Consider the following 15,939-nt stretch of genomic DNA (forward strand, 5'->3'; position numbering starts at 1 on the left):
GGAAGAGTTTTGAAAGTAGCATTAATAAATATGCCATTCGGTTCTTTGTACAGACCTTCTATAGGTTTAAGCCTTCTTAAAGCGGGTCTTACTAAAAACAATGTCGAATGTGACGTGCATTATTTGAATTTAAAGTTTGCTGATCAAGTTTCCCCTGAATTGTACGACTTAATTGCTGAAGGGACTACATTTTCCAGTAATGCTTTAGCTGGAGAAATGATCTTTTCTCAATCGCTATTTGGTAAAGATACTCTACATTCTTATATGGTAGAAGCGAAAGAACAGTTGGGAAATACAGATGAGGATTTTGATGTTATTCGTGATTTACGGACATACGTTGAGAGCTTTCTTGATTCCTGTTTAAAGGACATAGATTGGGATCAATATTCTGTCATTGGTTTTACCAGCGTTTTTGAACAAAACGTAGCCTCAATAAGTCTTGCAAAAAGGCTTAAAGAAAAATTCCCTAATAAGTTTATTATTTTTGGCGGGGCAAATTGTGAGGAAACGATGGGTAAGGAGTTGCTTCGACAATTTTCATTCATAGATGCGATCTGTTCAGGTGAAGGGGATAATTCATTTGTGAAATTTATCTCAGAGTGGAAGGTCAATGGTGAAATTCCAAATGTAAATGGAATATTTTTAAATGAATCCTTAAGGTTCAAGATCAATTCGCAACCGATCCATATATCTGCAGTAAAGCTTGATGAAACCCCATACCCCGATTATTCTGATTTTTTTGAACAGTTCATGAATTGTCGCTACAAGGAAAAAATCAGCGAAACCAGGTTCTTATTTGAATCTTCAAGGGGATGTTGGTGGGGACAAAAACATCATTGTGTATTTTGCGGGTTAAATGGTACAAATTTAAATTTCCGAAGCAAGTCTGCAGAAAGAGCATTAGAGGAACTGATTGATTTGAGTAATGAATATAAAGAATACACTTCTAAAGCTGCTGCAGTAGATAACATCATTGATATGGGATATTTTAAAAGTCTTTTACCTGCTTTAAGGGATGAAGGACTAGATTTAGATATGTTTTATGAAACGAAAGCGAATCTGAAGAAAAACCAAGTGCAACTTTTTAGGGACGCCAAATTCAGAACCATACAACCAGGTATTGAAAGTCTTCAGACATCCGTTTTAAAACTCATGAATAAAGGTGTCACCATGCTGCAAAATGTCCAATTATTAAAGTGGTCAAAGGAATATGGTGTATTTCCGGTATGGAACATTCTTTTCGGGTTTCCAAATGAAGATCCAGAAGAATACAAAGAATTGCCGGGGTTAATCAATAAAATTACACACCTTACTCCTCCAGGGAGCGTCGCTCAGATCAGGTTGGATCGATTTAGTCCGTATTTTAACAATTATAAAGAAAACGGACTTACAAATGTTAGAGCTATGTGGCCGTACAAATATATTTATAGTGCGTTTGAACAGTCAGAACTTAATAGAATCGCTTACCATTTTGATTACGATTACCAGGAAGCACGCAATCCAAAGGCATATACACAGCAGATGCGTAAATCGGTTTCAAAATGGGCCAGAATGCACGCGGAATTCGATTTGTTCTATATCGATAATCATTCTGAATTAATTATTTTTGATATGAGAAAAGAAAACGATATAAGCACTTTTGTATTGAAAGATGAAAAAAGACAGCTCTACTTATCATTAGATTCGGTGAAGAGCTTGTCGATTGCATATAAAGAATTACAAAACTCCGGGTTCGATATCACTATGGAAAAGGCTCAATCAATAGTGACCGAGTTTACAAATGATGGGCTAGTTCTAGAAGAAGATAATAGATTCATCAGTTTAGCACTAAATGGAGAGAATTATAGTCCGAAAAAGACCTCCCTTTTACGCATACAGGAGTGGAATAACAGAGAAATTATCTAGATCATTCCTGAAGGGAGGTGAATGGAAGATGACAAACAGAAAAGTGATCTTGACTCCAGAAATCTTTAAAGTGAATGAAAATGGTGAAGTCTTAATTAGCGATGCCCAATTAGTTGAACAAATCGAAAAAGCGACTGATGAGATGTCTGCTAGTGAACAAGGAATTAAAATTTCCTTAAGCATGGATAATTGATTCCAGATCATTCTTGAAAGGAGGTGAAAGGAAGATGACAAATAGAAAAGTGAGCTTAACTCCAGAAGTATTTAAAGTGAATGATAACGGAGAAGTGGTCATCAGTGATGCTCAATTAGTTGAACAAATTGAAAAAGCAACTGATGAGATGGCAGCTGGTGAACAAGGAATCAGAATTTCAGTATCAGCTAGTTTCTAGGAATTATATTTATTGTCGTACGGGGATGTCTTTCAGGAGCTCCCCGCACATCTTAATCAGGCATCATGAAGGAGGGATAACGTGTACTATGAATCTATATCTAAAGCGATGCTTGAAAACTGCATGAAAGTCATTGTCAGGAGAACAAAACAATCTCGTAACCTATCTGTTGGTATGTATGTAAACCATGGTTCAAAAGATGAGGATATAACAAATAATGGGATTTCGCATTTCATAGAACATATGGCTTTTAGTCACGAAAATATGAATGACACAGCTAAAAAAATGGTTGGGAATCTTCTGGATAGCGGCGCATTATATGAAGCATATACAGGGAAAGAAATGACCAGGTGCTGCATTACCTCACAAAAAAGTTATAAATCAGACATCATTAAAACACTGTCAGAGATCGTAAAGCTGCAGGATGTAGCAAAAGAAAGAATAGATCATGAAAGAGCAATCATATTACAGGAAGCAGAGACCTATTTTGCTTCTTCAAAAGTGAAAACAGAACTGGCAGAAAGGGCGTTATGGGGCGACAGATCTTTAGGGTTATTTGTTATCGGCAATCAAGATAACATTTCTCGTTTTTCAAAAAATGAAATAGAAAGTCGATTTCAGCAATTCTATTCTCCCAGTAATACATTGATTGTTATTCAGGGTGATGTAGATCCAGATGAAACGTTTAATGAAATCGCTAATCAATTTGATTTTTGGAAAAGTGAAACGGTAAGCAATCAATCTCCCTTACTTGAAGTTTCACCAAGTGTTATGGGGATAGGGAACTCGAATAGAGTGAATTTAACAGCTACTTTCGTTGGCCCGTCATTTCGTTCAAGAAAGAGATATGCAATGGCTTTATTGTCAGATATTTTAGGTGAAGGATTAAAGTCAAGGCTTTTTGTTGAACTTAGGGAGAAAAGAGAGCTTGTGTACTCCGTTTATTCATATGCTTTAAGCTATGGACTTGGTGGATACATGGCAATAGATCTTAATTGTAGAAAAGAATCATTAGAAGAAAGTTTTAAAGTAATAATGGATATCATTAATGACATTCAACATAATGGTGTAACCAGCGAAGAACTGGAAAGAGCAAGGGCTTCTCGAATTACTTCTACATTGCAAATACCGAATGATGCAATACGTCATCTCAACACTACCGGGCGATATGCAATGTACAATAAAGATTTTTTTGTAGATACTGAAGTATTTGAATTCATGAATGTAACGGACGAAGACATTCGTGAGGTTTCTAAAGAGATGTGTGATCAGTCAAATATGGCCTTGTCTGCAGTGGGTACAGATTCTGAGTCACTTTTAACTCTACTTTAAAATGAGGTGATTGTATGTCTAATCATACTGAATATATAACCAATGCGGATACTGATTTCCTCGATACTATATTAAACGATGGTGGAATGGAAGTATTAAGTATTCTTTCTGTCTCTTCTTTAACTGCAACAGAAGTTTCAAGACAAGTAAATGTCCCACTTGCAAAGGTGAACTATATTATAAAAATTTTGGAAAAGAATAAACTTGTATTTGTGAACAGTACTAAATCGAAAGAAGATATTGTTGAATCAGCTTATAAAGCGGATGTAAATTCGTTTGCTGTCAGGTTGAGTAATCGCAATTCTAATGAAGTAGAAAAAATAAAGTTAATCACTTATATGATAGAAGAAGTTAGGGCTGGAATGTTAAATGCTGTTTCTGGAAATCTTCCAGCAGACTTTTCTCTCGTCAAAGCAAGGATTCCAAAAGAAAGAGTTAAGGAATATATTCACTTGTTACGTCAAATAGGAGATGAGATTGATACAAACCAAGAAAGTGACGATGATCCTTATACATTTGCTGTATCATTATTTCCAAATTTCACTACGAATAGGATGAAAAACTAATGTTATCATTTCTGCAGCCTTCCAGTATGGAAAATGATCAAATCTATATGCTTGGTTTAAGACCCTTTTCTCAGAGAGTCCATAAAATTATGGAAATCATTCAAGAGTTAGACAAGATTCCGACACACACCCTTATGTTATTAAAGGAATCTTTGGCTTCACAGGAATTTCTTAAAGCTATATACAGCCCTGGTTCGAATTATTTTACATACTTTCTTACTACTTACTCCTCAGGTGGAATCATATATCAAGATAAATCTCCCCAAATTATTGAGAAATTGTTAACCGACAGCAACTTAGAAAAATTCATTAACTACTTTATAGTAGCTTGTGCCAAACAGGGAATTACCTTGCAGTATAAAGTAGATTTTTCACCTGATGGATCACTTGAAATTCAGGGGTTTCCTTACAAAATCAGATTGAAAGACTTTAGCAATATAGAAGCGTGTTCCATCATCACTTCTAAAAATGAAATAGCTTTTTTAGTTGAAGATAAAATCATCGGTACAATTATTACGATGGATGATTTCAATTCGGATTTTCAGGTAACCGGGACACAAATCAGCTGTATCCGGAAACCGTTTGACAATAAGAATATGTTTCATTTCGAACTTTCGGAAGATATTATCAGCCAGTGTCTTTCTGAAAACATTAATCTCCTGAATGTCAGAAATAGTGAGTTAGTAGATAACAAGTTAAAAAGTATTTCTTTTACCCCGAATGACTTATTATTTTATGAATCCTGTTTGAATACAATCAAGGATGTATGGCCAGATTATTATTTGGAAATTAAGGGCCATATAAAACTTATTGGAATCATGGATACTGACGCTTTTGGTGGTTTTACAACAGATATTTTACCTGATGCCATCTTCATCTCACATCACCCATATGATTTTATGTGGGTAACTGAGAATCTGGTACATGAATGTGCACATTCTCGTTTAAACCAACTATTCCTAATCGATCCAGTTGTATTGAATGATCATGAAGAAAGATTCAAGTCACCCTGGCGGGAAGACCCAAGGCCAATGAAGGGGGTATTTCATGGGGCCTATGCATTTGCTAGAGTGGCATTATGGTTGGAAAGACTTTATGGCGTCTACAAAGATAAAAAAATCTTAAATAGACTAGAATTTGTTGAGGGACAGTTGAAAGAAGCAATTGAAGTAATAAACACCCATGGAAAACTTAGTCCCCTAGGGGAACATGTTTTTAAAGAAATTTCCTCTGTAACAAAACCGGAAGTTGTGGTGTCATAATAACCTTTTGTCTTATTATATAAAAAAATGAATGGAAATTATCTATAAGTAGGAGGCGAAATATGACAGGAGCAGCAGTAGAAACTCAATTAAATCCAGAGAGCAAAGAAAATCAGGATAGCTTTAAAAATCTCCTTGCTATTAAAGATTATCGTTTTCTCATTGCCGGACAATTTGTATCAGCATTGGGAGATGGAGTATATGCTCTATCATTGATCTGGGCTATGAAAGTATTAACCGGTTCCTCCTTACTTATATCCTTTGTACTGGCAGCGGAAGTGATTCCCACGATATTATTTGGGATATTCTCAGGAGTACTTGTCGATAGAGGAAATCAAAAAATCTACATGCTTGTAGCAGATCTATGCCGGGGAATTGCTGTAACTGTGGTGGTCGTTCTTTTCTGGTTCGATATGCTAAGTCCGTGGATGCTGATAGCTGCCGCCGCACTCACCTCATCGTTTGATTCTTTTTTCATTCCAGCTAAGTCTGTAGCAATCAGAACGATTGTCCCAGATCATTTGATAACGAGAGCTCAAAGTCTTTCATCAACGATCCAAACAGTCGTAGGTTTAGGTGCCCCTGCAATAGCGGGGATTTTATTAGTATACAGTTTACCGACAGCATTCTTATTTAATGCATTGACCTTTTTTGTATCCTTTTTCTTCATCTTACTTATTAAGGAAAAAGGGTTATCGAAAAGGCCTACAGATAAATTAAATATGAAAAAGTTTTCACTTGATTTAAAGACAGGATTAAAAACCATCATATCAGTCCCGATTTTAAGAGGGATGATCATTTATTTAGTTTTAATAAACTTTATGTTGGCGCCGGTTGCTGTTTTGTTTCCTTTATTCGTTAAAGAAGCTTCAGAGTTGGCAATGATTGAAATAGCTTTCTTTATTGGGATATTATTTGGGTCCATATCAATCAATCTATTTAACAGGTTCCGAAAAATTGTTCCAATGATTGTCGGTTTAGTCATGATGTTAGGTTCATTTGGAATTTTAGCATTTACTGATAATTTTAAACTAGTACTGGTTGTCATCCTCATTGCTGGTCTAGGAAGCCCCCTTGTAAGTATTGCTTTGCAGTCACTCTTTTTGATCAAGGTTCCACGAGAATTACTGGGCAGGTCTCAAAGTACGATGAGGGTGTTGCTTGAATCTAGTAAACCGATTTCACTGTTACTCACAGGTTCGTTGCTCGTACACTTTAGTATCAATAATTTATTTTTGGGAATCTCAGTATTTGGAGGAATTATTGTTCTATTGATGATGTTGAATCCCGTTATTAGGAAGAGTTCATAATGGAAGATGCTTAGTATAAAGGTGATGTCTGTCCCATTTTTAGTTATGCTAAAAGGGATGGACATTTTTTTGATAAGGAATGTAGGATAAAGACCCAAGGGGACAGGTCAATTGCTTGATTGATCTATAGAACCTGTCACCTCTGTTTTTTATAGAGGAGTTGGGTTAGAAGCATAGGGACGGTTCTGGTAGATTCCATCAAGAATTAAAAGGAAGCATATGAACCGTCCTCGAGCTTCTATTATTTTTTCAAGAAGAAAGAGCCGAAACACCTAAAAACCAAAGGAATTTAAATTTTAACAATATTCAAAATTAACTATTTACATTTATCTGAAAATTAGATAGTATTCAATGTATACAAAAGCTAATTGTTTTATGAAATTTTGAATGCGCATTCAAAAACATGTTTCTTGAAATAAAGTGGGAGGTAACCATGAGTAATTATCAAGAAGAAAAAAGAGTTGTAAGACGTTACTTCGATGAGCTCGAGAAATCTACACCAGAAAACGTACAAAGTGTCTTAAAGGAATTTACAGGTGAACATTATAGTTGGCAAGGAGTGTATCCCTTCCGTGAACAGGAGGGAGTTCAGGCAGTAGCGGAAACCTTTTGGGTCCCTTTATTGAAGTCCATAAAGAAAATGCAGCGACGTCAGGACATATTCATGGCTGGAACAAACGAAATAAGTGGCGAAACATGGGTCATGAGCATGGGGCATTTCATGGGCCTCTTTGATCAAGACTGGATGGGGATTCGACGTACAGGGAAAATGATTAACCTAAGATATGCAGAGTTCCATTGTGTAGAGGATGGTAAAATCACCAAAACGGGGTTATTCGTTGATCTGATCGGATTCATGATCCAGGCAGGAGTGAACCCGCTGCCTCCTTCAACAGGTACATACTTTGTTTATCCAGGTCCAAGAAATCACGATGGTCTGCAATTTGCAGATGCCCCAGAGGAAGAGGGAATCAAAACCCTGAATCTTGTCAATCAAATGGTCAATGACTTATCAGAATTGAATAAGAGCGGAGTCATGGGGTGTCCTCCAGAGGTCTTGGAGCGAACATGGTCGGAGGATATGATTTGGTACGGTCCTGGTGGGATCGGGGCAAGTTATACCATTCCGAGATATCAACAGCAGCACCAGCTTCCTTTTAGAAATGGTCTTAAGGATAAGGAATTCAATGGTCATGTGTGCCGGTTTGCTGAAGGACAGTTCGCGTGCTTCTTTGGATGGCCGAACCTTTCGAATACACCAATAGGCGGATTTCTGGGGCTGCCAGGCGGGAATGTTCGAGCGGACATGCAAGTGGTGGATGTGTATTACCGTCAAGGGGATAAGCTTTCTGAGAACTGGGTTTTAATTGATATCCCTTATTGGCTGAAGCAGCAGGGATTGGATATTTTTGAGCGAACCCAAGGGATTATGAATCCGTCACTTTAAGGATCAGCGTCATGGTTTCGTACATGATCACTTCTCCAACAAAATGGAGATAAGAAATAATGAATGCGTTTACAAATTAAATACTTTAAACTCTGCCTATATCGATTCTATACATCGTCGTCTCAAGCATAAGCCTCTTTATAAAGGCAGTGGGTAGATCATATTGCTTGTTTATGAATCCGCATTCAATAAATATGGATATGGGGGTCTTAGTTCAATATGGGTTGGATTGATATGACGATTGTTGCCGTATATATGATTGCTCTGATCATTATGGGTTATAAGCTGGGGAAGGGAAATCACACACAGGATGACTATTTTGTAGGTGGGAGATCTGTTGCAACATTCCCGATTGCTCTTTCCATAGCAGCCACCACGGTCAGCGCAAATGGATTCATCGGCGGCCCAGGGTGGGCGTATGGTTCAGGGTTAATCGCTTTTATGTTGAATTTTAGTATACCGATCGTATTGATTTTAACATTATCGATATTCCTACCGTTTTTCTACAATCTGAGGGTGACCTCGATCTATGAATATATCGAAATGCGTTTAGGGGGGAAAAGCAGACTTTTAGTTGTCTTTGGATTCATTGTTTCAAATGTGATTCAAGTAGGTTCGTTCTTATTTATTCCTTCACTGGTCATCCAAACCTTTACAGGATGGTCACTGACGATTGTCGTTCCTATGGTGGTAGCCGTGGCGATCGTGTATACATTACTAGGTGGGATTAAGGCGGTTATCTGGACGGATGCGATTCAAATGTTCGTTCTGTGGGGAGGAGTCATCGCCGCATTTGTCATTATTTTAAGCAATTTAGATATTGGCTTCTTTGAGGCGATGAAGGTTGTGAAGGAGGAGGGGAAACTTGATGCACTTGATTTCTCGCTTGATGCTAAATTAGAGAATGGTGTCTGGGTTGGCCTGATTGGCGGTCTCTTTATGTGGCTTAAATACTATGCCACGGATCAGACACAGACTCAAAGGATGTTTGCAGCAAAGTCGATCAATGAAGTGAAAAAATCGATCTGTATCAGCGGATTTGTGATGAATATCATGTATTTTGTGTTCATGTTCATAGGAGTATTGCTCTTCGTTTTCTTTGACGGCAGGGAATTCGATAATTCCAACAACATTATGATTACTTTCATTGCAAATAACATCCCTGTAGGAGTCTTGGGGCTGATCATGGCAGGGATCTTTGCGGCTGCCATGTCCAGTATTGACTCCGTCTTAAACTCAGTGACGACCGTCTTCATTAAAGACATTTATGAAAAGTTCATCACGAAAGGAAAGCCGGCTTCTCTCAAGGTTTCAATGGTCTTTACCCTTGTGTTTGGGGTATTGCTGATCGGATTTACCTTGATGGCATTCAGCGGTACAACCGCTTCGATCTTAAAGACAGTGGGGAGCTACCTCTCATACTTCTCAGGATCGATACTGGCTATGTTTCTTCTGGCGATGTTCACGAAGAAAGCAAATGATAATGGAGTCGCCATCGGGTTTGTATTGGGAATCGTCATCACGACGTATATTGGAAACCTTGGCCTGGTGAACTGGCTCTGGAATTATCCTATCGGATGCGTGATCACCCTTATCATCGGTTACATTTTCAGTTTACTATTTCAAAAGAATAGAAGAATTGAATTGGAAGAATTCACGTTTAATGGTCAAAGAGCCAGGTTGATAAAAGAAGGAACTGTAACGGATGAAAACGGTCATTCCATCGTTCCAGGGGGCATGGACAAATACTCGTATGCACTCATCGGATTGTTTATCGCTCAGATTGTCATCTTGGGGCTTATCCAGTTATAGGGAATGAGGCTTTGTCATTATCTGAATTTTTAATTATAATAGAATGTGAATCCGGATTCATAGTTGGAGATAGTTGAACTCACCATAAAGGCATCCGGATTTAATAAATGAAGGTAACATTTGAAAGGGTTTTGAAAAATGAACGGCAGAATCAGTGCATATGATGTGGCGAAAAAGGCAAGTGTTTCACAATCTACAGTTTCCAGGGTCCTGAACAATTATCCTCATATCAAGGAATCTACAAGAAGGAAAGTCCTTGAAGCGATAAAGGAATTAGGATTTACAAGAGATGAGATTGCAAGAAGCCTTGCCAGTAATAAAACGAGAACCATCGGGTTAATCGTCGGGGATATCACGAATCCCTTTTTTGCAGAATCAGCGAAAGTGATTACAGGAAAAGCACAGGAGATGCAGTATGATGTGATCCTCTGCAATACCAATCATAACGAAGAGAATCTGGATAAATATATTCAAACCCTTAAGGGAAAGCGAGTCGATGGGATCATCATCGCGTCTGCCGATAAGGACAATCAAAGGATTAAAGAATTGTATGATCAAGGATTTCCTGTCATTCTTTTCAACAGTATCCTGGAGCACGAGAAGGCGAATTATATAGCCGTCAACAATTACAAAGGGGCAAGACTTGCGGTGGAACATCTTTATCAGCTAAACCACCGTCGCATCGGATATATTGCAGGTCCTTCGAAGTATGTAACCACGCACTTGAGGAACTTAGGATACAAAGAAGCACTTGCGGACTTGGGCATTGTAGGGAATGATCGGTTTGTCTATGATAAAGAGTTCTCTTACGATGAAGTCTATCAATTCACGAGAACGTTATTAAAACAGAGCGACCGGCCAACGAGCTTTTTCTCTGCTTCCGATCAAATGGCCCTTGCCGTGTTAGATGCGGCAGCAAGTGAAAACATCAAGGTACCGGAAGAACTATCAGTCGTCGGATTTGATGATATTGATTTGGCTAAGAATCAATATATTGGACTTACCACCATCACCCAACCGAAAGAAAAAATGGCAACCCTTGCCTTGGAAAAACTGATCTCCCTCATTGAAGAGGGCGAAGGGAAAGATGAAGGGTTCCAGATCATATTAGAACCCGATTTAATTCAACGAAAAACAACGGGAGTATGCAGGTACGAGAAGGAGGATAAGAAGTGACGCACTTTGCTGAACTCAAAGGTAAAAGGGTCTTGGTTACGGGAGGAAGTAAAGGCATTGGGAAGGATATCGCGCTCTCCTTCGCCAAACTGGGGGCAACAGTGGTGATTTCAGGGAGGGATGAAAAATCCCTGTCAGCTGCTGTCCTTGAGCTGAATCGTTACTCCCCCGATTGTTCTTATGTGAAGGCTGACATCCGGCATGTTGCTGACATTCATAGGATGGTGGATGAGGCAGCCGCTCATATGGGGGGACTGGATGTACTGGTCAATAACGCAGGAGTGAATATTCCTAAACAAGCCATGGAAGTGACGGAGGAAGATTGGGACTCAGTCCTTGATACAAATCTTAAAGGAAGCTTCTTCTCCTCCCAGCGTGCAGCGAAGTACTTTCTTCCACAAAAAAGTGGGAAGATCATCAACATCGTGTCACAGATGGCATTCGTTGGCTATATCAAGCGGGCAGCCTATTGTTCCAGTAAGGGAGGGGCCGTGCAAATGACCAAAGCTCTTGCTGTTGAGTGGGCACCCTACAATATAAAGGTTAACGCAGTGGCCCCGACATTCATTGAAACGGAACTCACCTCCAGCATGTTTGAAGACCATGACTTTTATCAAGATGTTCTAAACAGAATTCCATTAGGGAAACTCGCACAGCCTTCCGATGTGACAGGAGCGGTCCTATTCCTAGCGTCAGACATGGCAAACTTTGTAACAGGTGAAACCATCAAGGTTGATGGAGGTTGGACCGCAATTTAAAGAGTAACTCTTATTGCATTTTGAATGCGCATTCAAATAAAGGAGGAATAAAGATGCCGAAAGTGGATGAACGAAAAGAGGAAAAAGTAGAAGTGGATCGTCCTCTTTATCAAGCACCTCAACATGACAACGTATTCTATGGCGACTCAAACGAAGTGAACCGGGTCGGCTATTCGGATTACAATGAATTCTCAAAGAATACGAAACGTAAACAGCGAATGAATGGATTTGACGAGGAGTATCTCGATTTTGTGGATTATATCATCAAGATCACCCATCGCATCTGGGAAGAGAAAGGGATCGGGATTATTTATCAAACCTATCATAATGATGTCACCATGCACACGGGAACAGCCCATATACAAGGTGTAAATGAGGTGGTGTCAGGGACCTTACAGGCTTTGCACGCCTTTCCGGATCGAAGGCTTGTTGGTGAAAATGTCATATGGTCAGGTAATGATGAGGAAGGATTTTTATCTTCTCACCGTATCGCATCGAGTGCTACCAACCTGGGGGATTCCTCATTCGGGCCCGCTACAGGTAAGAAAGTTTTCTTCCGGACCACGGTTGACTGCTTTGTCCATTCAAACCGGATCGTGGAAGAGTGGCTGGTACGAGACAACCTGTATCTAGTCAAGCAGTTAGGATTCGATCCCATCGAAGTGGCCAAGAAACTGGCACAGAATTCGGCAAACAAGACCCCGGCATTGCAATCCCACTTCGGTTCAAGCGGGGCAATGGAAGGGCAGCTGATGCCTGCCGTATATTCTTCGAAGTCAGAAGGTTTTGAAATTGGTGATTTTATTTTAGCCATGTACAACAAAGTGTGGGAATGGCGATTATTCAATCATGTGAAGGACTTCTACGCGAATCATGCGGTGGTCCATTATATTTGCAATAAAGATTTGATTGGGACCAGCCAGATCCAAGGAATGCTCGTCAGTTTGTTTGCCTCTTTCCCAAGTGCGAAATGTATGGTCGAGAGAGTGACCTGTAACGAGGGAGCCCAAAAGGGTGAATGGGATGTTGCCGTAAGGTGGAGATTGCAAGGGATTCATGAGGGGATTGGATATTTCGGTCAGCCAAGTGGAAAAACAGTAGAGGTATTGGGTATTTCTCACCTGAAAATCAGGAATGAGAAAATTGTAGAAGAATGGATGACATTTGATGGCTTGGATGTACTGAGGCAGATTTATCTGGGTACAAAGATTAATGCTGACAATACAGAAGCCGGAAAATATGAATAAATCATCTTTCTTTATGTAGTTTTGAATGCGCATTCAAGAAAGGGAGGCAATACCATGTCAGTACAAACGTCAATTCAGAAAGATCCTACAAGTATAAGTCATCCGGATTTTCATATGCCCGGGAATGTCCGTTTTGGAGTCGACACATTTTATTCATTGCCGGATGAGATCAAGAAATTAGATGTCAGTAGAGTCGTGATTATTAGTGATAAAGGTCTTGAACGGGTCGGAGTCGTTGAACGTGTACTGGAAGTAGTGGAATCGGCAGGAATTGAGAGTAACGTGTTTACAGATATTGAAGGAGAGCCGACCTTTACTTTGGTACAAAAGTCAGTAGAGTTTGTGAAGAAATCAGGAAGTGAACTCGTCATCGGAATCGGAGGCGGAAGCGCTCTGGATGTGGCGAAAGCGACGGCTGCCCTGGTTGATAAAGATGACGTGAGTCCTTATTTAAGTGGAGTCAAAACCATTGAATCCAGGCAGGTCAAGTGCATTCTGCTTCCAACGACGTCAGGAACCGGATCGGAAGTGACGATGAATGCCATATTCGGGGATGAAGAAGAGGAAGTAAAACGGGGGATCGTCAGCAGGCATCTTCTGCCGGATCTCGCCATCATCGATCCCGCCCTGACACGCTCCTGTCCACCGCGGGTCACCGCTGCTTCAGGAGTGGATGCTTTCACACATGCCATTGAATCGTATGTTGCCGTGAAAGCCACCCCCTTAACGAAGATTTATGCTGAAAAGGCCATGAAGTTATTCAGTTCGAACATTACGAAGGCGGTTCATCATGGTAAGGACATGGAGGGTCGCATCGGAATGAGTTGGGTAAGCCTGTTGGCCGGAGTTTCGTTAGCCAATGCAGGAGTGGGGGCCGTCCATGCTTTAGCCTACCCCCTCGGTGGAAAATATCACATCGAACATGGGGTTGCCAATGCTCTCCTTATGCCGTTTGTTTTCGAAGAGACCGGGAAAACGTGCACTCAGGAAATGGTAGAGGTTGCAGGCTATCTTGAATTAGGGGATTACTCAAAAAATCCACACCAAGCGCTTAAGGCAGTAGTGGGGTATTTATATGAATTACTGATGAATCTTGACCTCCCGACATCGTTAGCGGAGCTTGGGATCTTGGAGGAAGACTTGCCTCTTCTTGCCGGGCAAGCCTCACAGATTGAGCGCCTGTTATCCAACACACCGTACCAATTGACGGAAAAGAAAATCTTAGACATTTATAAAAAGGCATTCACGGGATACGAGAAAGGACGTGAGGAAGGTTGCTGAAAAATCAACTCAAGAAGAAACTCTACATCGATGGCAGGTGGCAGGAAGCAAAGGATTACTATGAGTTAACATCCCCATTCAGCGGAGACGTCATTGCCAGCGTCCCCCTGGCAGATGAGCGTGAAGTGGAAGACGCCTTAGAAAGCGCACAATCAGCTTCTGAGAAAATGAAGCAGTTGACTTCCTTGGAGCGGTCAGAAATCCTTGAGCGGGTTTGGCGACTTTTTGAAGAGAGATCTGAGGAGGCAGCAGAAATCCTTGCCATGGAATGTGCGAAGCCGATAAAGGCAGCTCGTGCTGAAATCGCGCGAACGATTGAAACGTATAAATTTGCAAGCGAAGAGGCGAAAAGGATCCATGGAGAAACCATCCCCATGGATGCCGCCAAGAGTGGAAAGGGACGGTTTGCCTTTACGATCCGTGAGCCTTTAGGCGTCATTGCAGCGATCACGCCCTTTAACTTCCCATTCAACCTTGTTGCCCATAAGCTGGGTCCCGCTTTTGCTGCCGGGAATTCAGTGGTCCTGAAGCCGGCAAATCAGACGCCTTTAAGTGCACTCCTTACAGCGGAAATCTTTGAGCAGGCAGGTTTGCCGGAAGGGGCGTTAAACGTCGTCACTGGGAGAGGCAGCGTCATTGGAGATCAGCTCGTGAAAGATTCGAGAGTGAAAATGGTCACTTTTACGGGGAGTGTGGAGGTTGGACTTGGCATTAAAGAAAAAGCAGGTCTGAAAAAAGTAACACTTGAACTGGGTTCGAACTCTGCAGTCATCGTAGATGGAGCAGAGGATATGGCTGCCGTCGCAGCCAGATGTGTGGAAGGGGCTTATTCCTTTGCAGGTCAAGTATGCATTTCGGTGCAGAGGATATACGTGCAGGAACAACTCTATGAATCTTTTGTTGAACAATTCGTTGAAAAAACGAACCAGCTTGTGATCGGTGATCCCCTGTCAGAAGGCACAGACCTATCTGCCTTGATCAACAAAGGCGAGGCAGAGAGAATTGAAGATTGGCTCAAGGAGGCAACAGAAGCAGGTGCGCACATCTTATATGGAGGAAAGCGGGAGGATGCCATCATACATCCAACTGTGATCACAGGGGGATCATCCACTTTATCCCTGAACTGTAAGGAGGCATTCGCACCCATTGTCACGATCACACCATACGGTTCGTTGGATCAAGCGATTGAACTCGTGAACGATTCGGAATACGGATTGCAGGCGGGTATCTATACTACCTCTGTTCACAAAGCTTTCGATGCCCTGCACCGCCTTCAAGTCGGAGGAGTCATGATTAATGATATCCCTACTTACAGAGTCGATCAGATGCCTTATGGGGGAGTGAAGAACAGCGGTACCGGACGTGAAGGAATCAAATATTCCGTGGAAGAGATGACAGAATTGAAATTAGTGACGTTTAAATTATAGGAATAGTAAATAAATAACATTTTG

At 40.7% G+C, this 15,939-nt stretch carries 14 protein-coding genes; all 14 read left to right on the forward strand.

Features of this window, described 5'->3' with window-relative positions:
• The first annotated feature begins 9 nt into the window (after positions 1 to 9).
• The 14 genes from TV75_RS10770 to TV75_RS10825 all read left to right on the forward strand — a co-directional run bounded on the left by TV75_RS10770 (position 10) and on the right by TV75_RS10825 (position 15,915).
• Positions 10 to 1,905 (forward strand): RiPP maturation radical SAM C-methyltransferase, encoded by a 1,896-nt coding sequence (locus tag TV75_RS10770; RefSeq protein ID WP_044338746.1) that lies wholly within the window; start codon positions 10 to 12, stop codon positions 1,903 to 1,905.
• 28 nt (positions 1,906 to 1,933) lie between these two features.
• Positions 1,934 to 2,098, forward strand: coding sequence for a hypothetical protein (locus TV75_RS21840; protein WP_156142395.1), 165 nt, complete (start codon positions 1,934 to 1,936; stop codon positions 2,096 to 2,098).
• A gap of 34 nt (positions 2,099 to 2,132) precedes the next feature.
• The gene (locus TV75_RS21845; RefSeq protein WP_156142397.1) at positions 2,133 to 2,297 is read left to right on the forward strand and encodes a hypothetical protein; all 165 of its coding nucleotides are present in this window, start codon (positions 2,133 to 2,135) and stop codon (positions 2,295 to 2,297) included.
• Positions 2,298 to 2,378: 81 nt separating this feature from the next.
• Entirely contained in the window at positions 2,379 to 3,629 is a 1,251-nt protein-coding gene (locus TV75_RS10775; RefSeq protein ID WP_044338747.1) for a M16 family metallopeptidase, read from the forward strand.
• Positions 3,630 to 3,643: 14 nt separating this feature from the next.
• Positions 3,644 to 4,195 carry a winged helix-turn-helix transcriptional regulator gene (locus TV75_RS10780; RefSeq protein WP_044338748.1) on the forward strand — a complete coding sequence of 184 codons (552 nt, stop codon included), beginning with the start codon at positions 3,644 to 3,646 and terminating at the stop codon, positions 4,193 to 4,195.
• Positions 4,195 to 5,457, forward strand: coding sequence for an aKG-HExxH-type peptide beta-hydroxylase (locus tag TV75_RS10785; RefSeq protein WP_044338749.1), 1,263 nt, complete (start codon positions 4,195 to 4,197; stop codon positions 5,455 to 5,457). The genes TV75_RS10780 and TV75_RS10785 overlap by 1 nt, the downstream gene beginning before the upstream one ends.
• Before the next feature lie 62 nt (positions 5,458 to 5,519).
• Entirely contained in the window at positions 5,520 to 6,767 is a 1,248-nt protein-coding gene (locus tag TV75_RS10790; RefSeq protein ID WP_044338750.1) for an MFS transporter, read from the forward strand.
• A 433-nt stretch (positions 6,768 to 7,200) separates the two neighbouring features.
• Positions 7,201 to 8,214, forward strand: a complete 1,014-nt coding sequence (locus TV75_RS10795) for a nuclear transport factor 2 family protein (RefSeq protein ID WP_044338751.1) — start codon at positions 7,201 to 7,203, stop codon at positions 8,212 to 8,214.
• 219 nt (positions 8,215 to 8,433) lie between these two features.
• The gene (locus tag TV75_RS10800) at positions 8,434 to 10,026 is read left to right on the forward strand and encodes a sodium:solute symporter family transporter (protein WP_044338752.1); all 1,593 of its coding nucleotides are present in this window, start codon (positions 8,434 to 8,436) and stop codon (positions 10,024 to 10,026) included.
• 138 nt (positions 10,027 to 10,164) lie between these two features.
• Positions 10,165 to 11,202, forward strand: a complete 1,038-nt coding sequence (locus TV75_RS10805; protein WP_044338753.1) for a LacI family DNA-binding transcriptional regulator — start codon at positions 10,165 to 10,167, stop codon at positions 11,200 to 11,202.
• Complete coding sequence (locus tag TV75_RS10810; protein WP_044338754.1) at positions 11,199 to 11,960, forward strand: SDR family NAD(P)-dependent oxidoreductase; 762 nt, start codon at positions 11,199 to 11,201, stop codon at positions 11,958 to 11,960. The genes TV75_RS10805 and TV75_RS10810 overlap by 4 nt, the downstream gene beginning before the upstream one ends.
• A 53-nt stretch (positions 11,961 to 12,013) precedes the next feature.
• A complete protein-coding gene (locus TV75_RS10815; protein WP_044338755.1) occupies positions 12,014 to 13,207 on the forward strand; it encodes an ester cyclase in 1,194 nt (397 codons plus the stop codon).
• A 54-nt stretch (positions 13,208 to 13,261) separates the two neighbouring features.
• The gene (locus TV75_RS10820; RefSeq protein WP_052504525.1) at positions 13,262 to 14,488 is read left to right on the forward strand and encodes an iron-containing alcohol dehydrogenase; all 1,227 of its coding nucleotides are present in this window, start codon (positions 13,262 to 13,264) and stop codon (positions 14,486 to 14,488) included.
• Complete coding sequence (locus tag TV75_RS10825; RefSeq protein ID WP_044338975.1) at positions 14,485 to 15,915, forward strand: aldehyde dehydrogenase family protein; 1,431 nt, start codon at positions 14,485 to 14,487, stop codon at positions 15,913 to 15,915. Before TV75_RS10820 ends, TV75_RS10825 begins: the two co-directional genes overlap by 4 nt.
• Positions 15,916 to 15,939 lie beyond the last annotated feature (24 nt).

This window comes from Rossellomorea aquimaris (assembly GCF_000935355.1).
GTDB classification, from domain to species: domain Bacteria; phylum Bacillota; class Bacilli; order Bacillales; family Bacillaceae_B; genus Rossellomorea; species Rossellomorea aquimaris_B.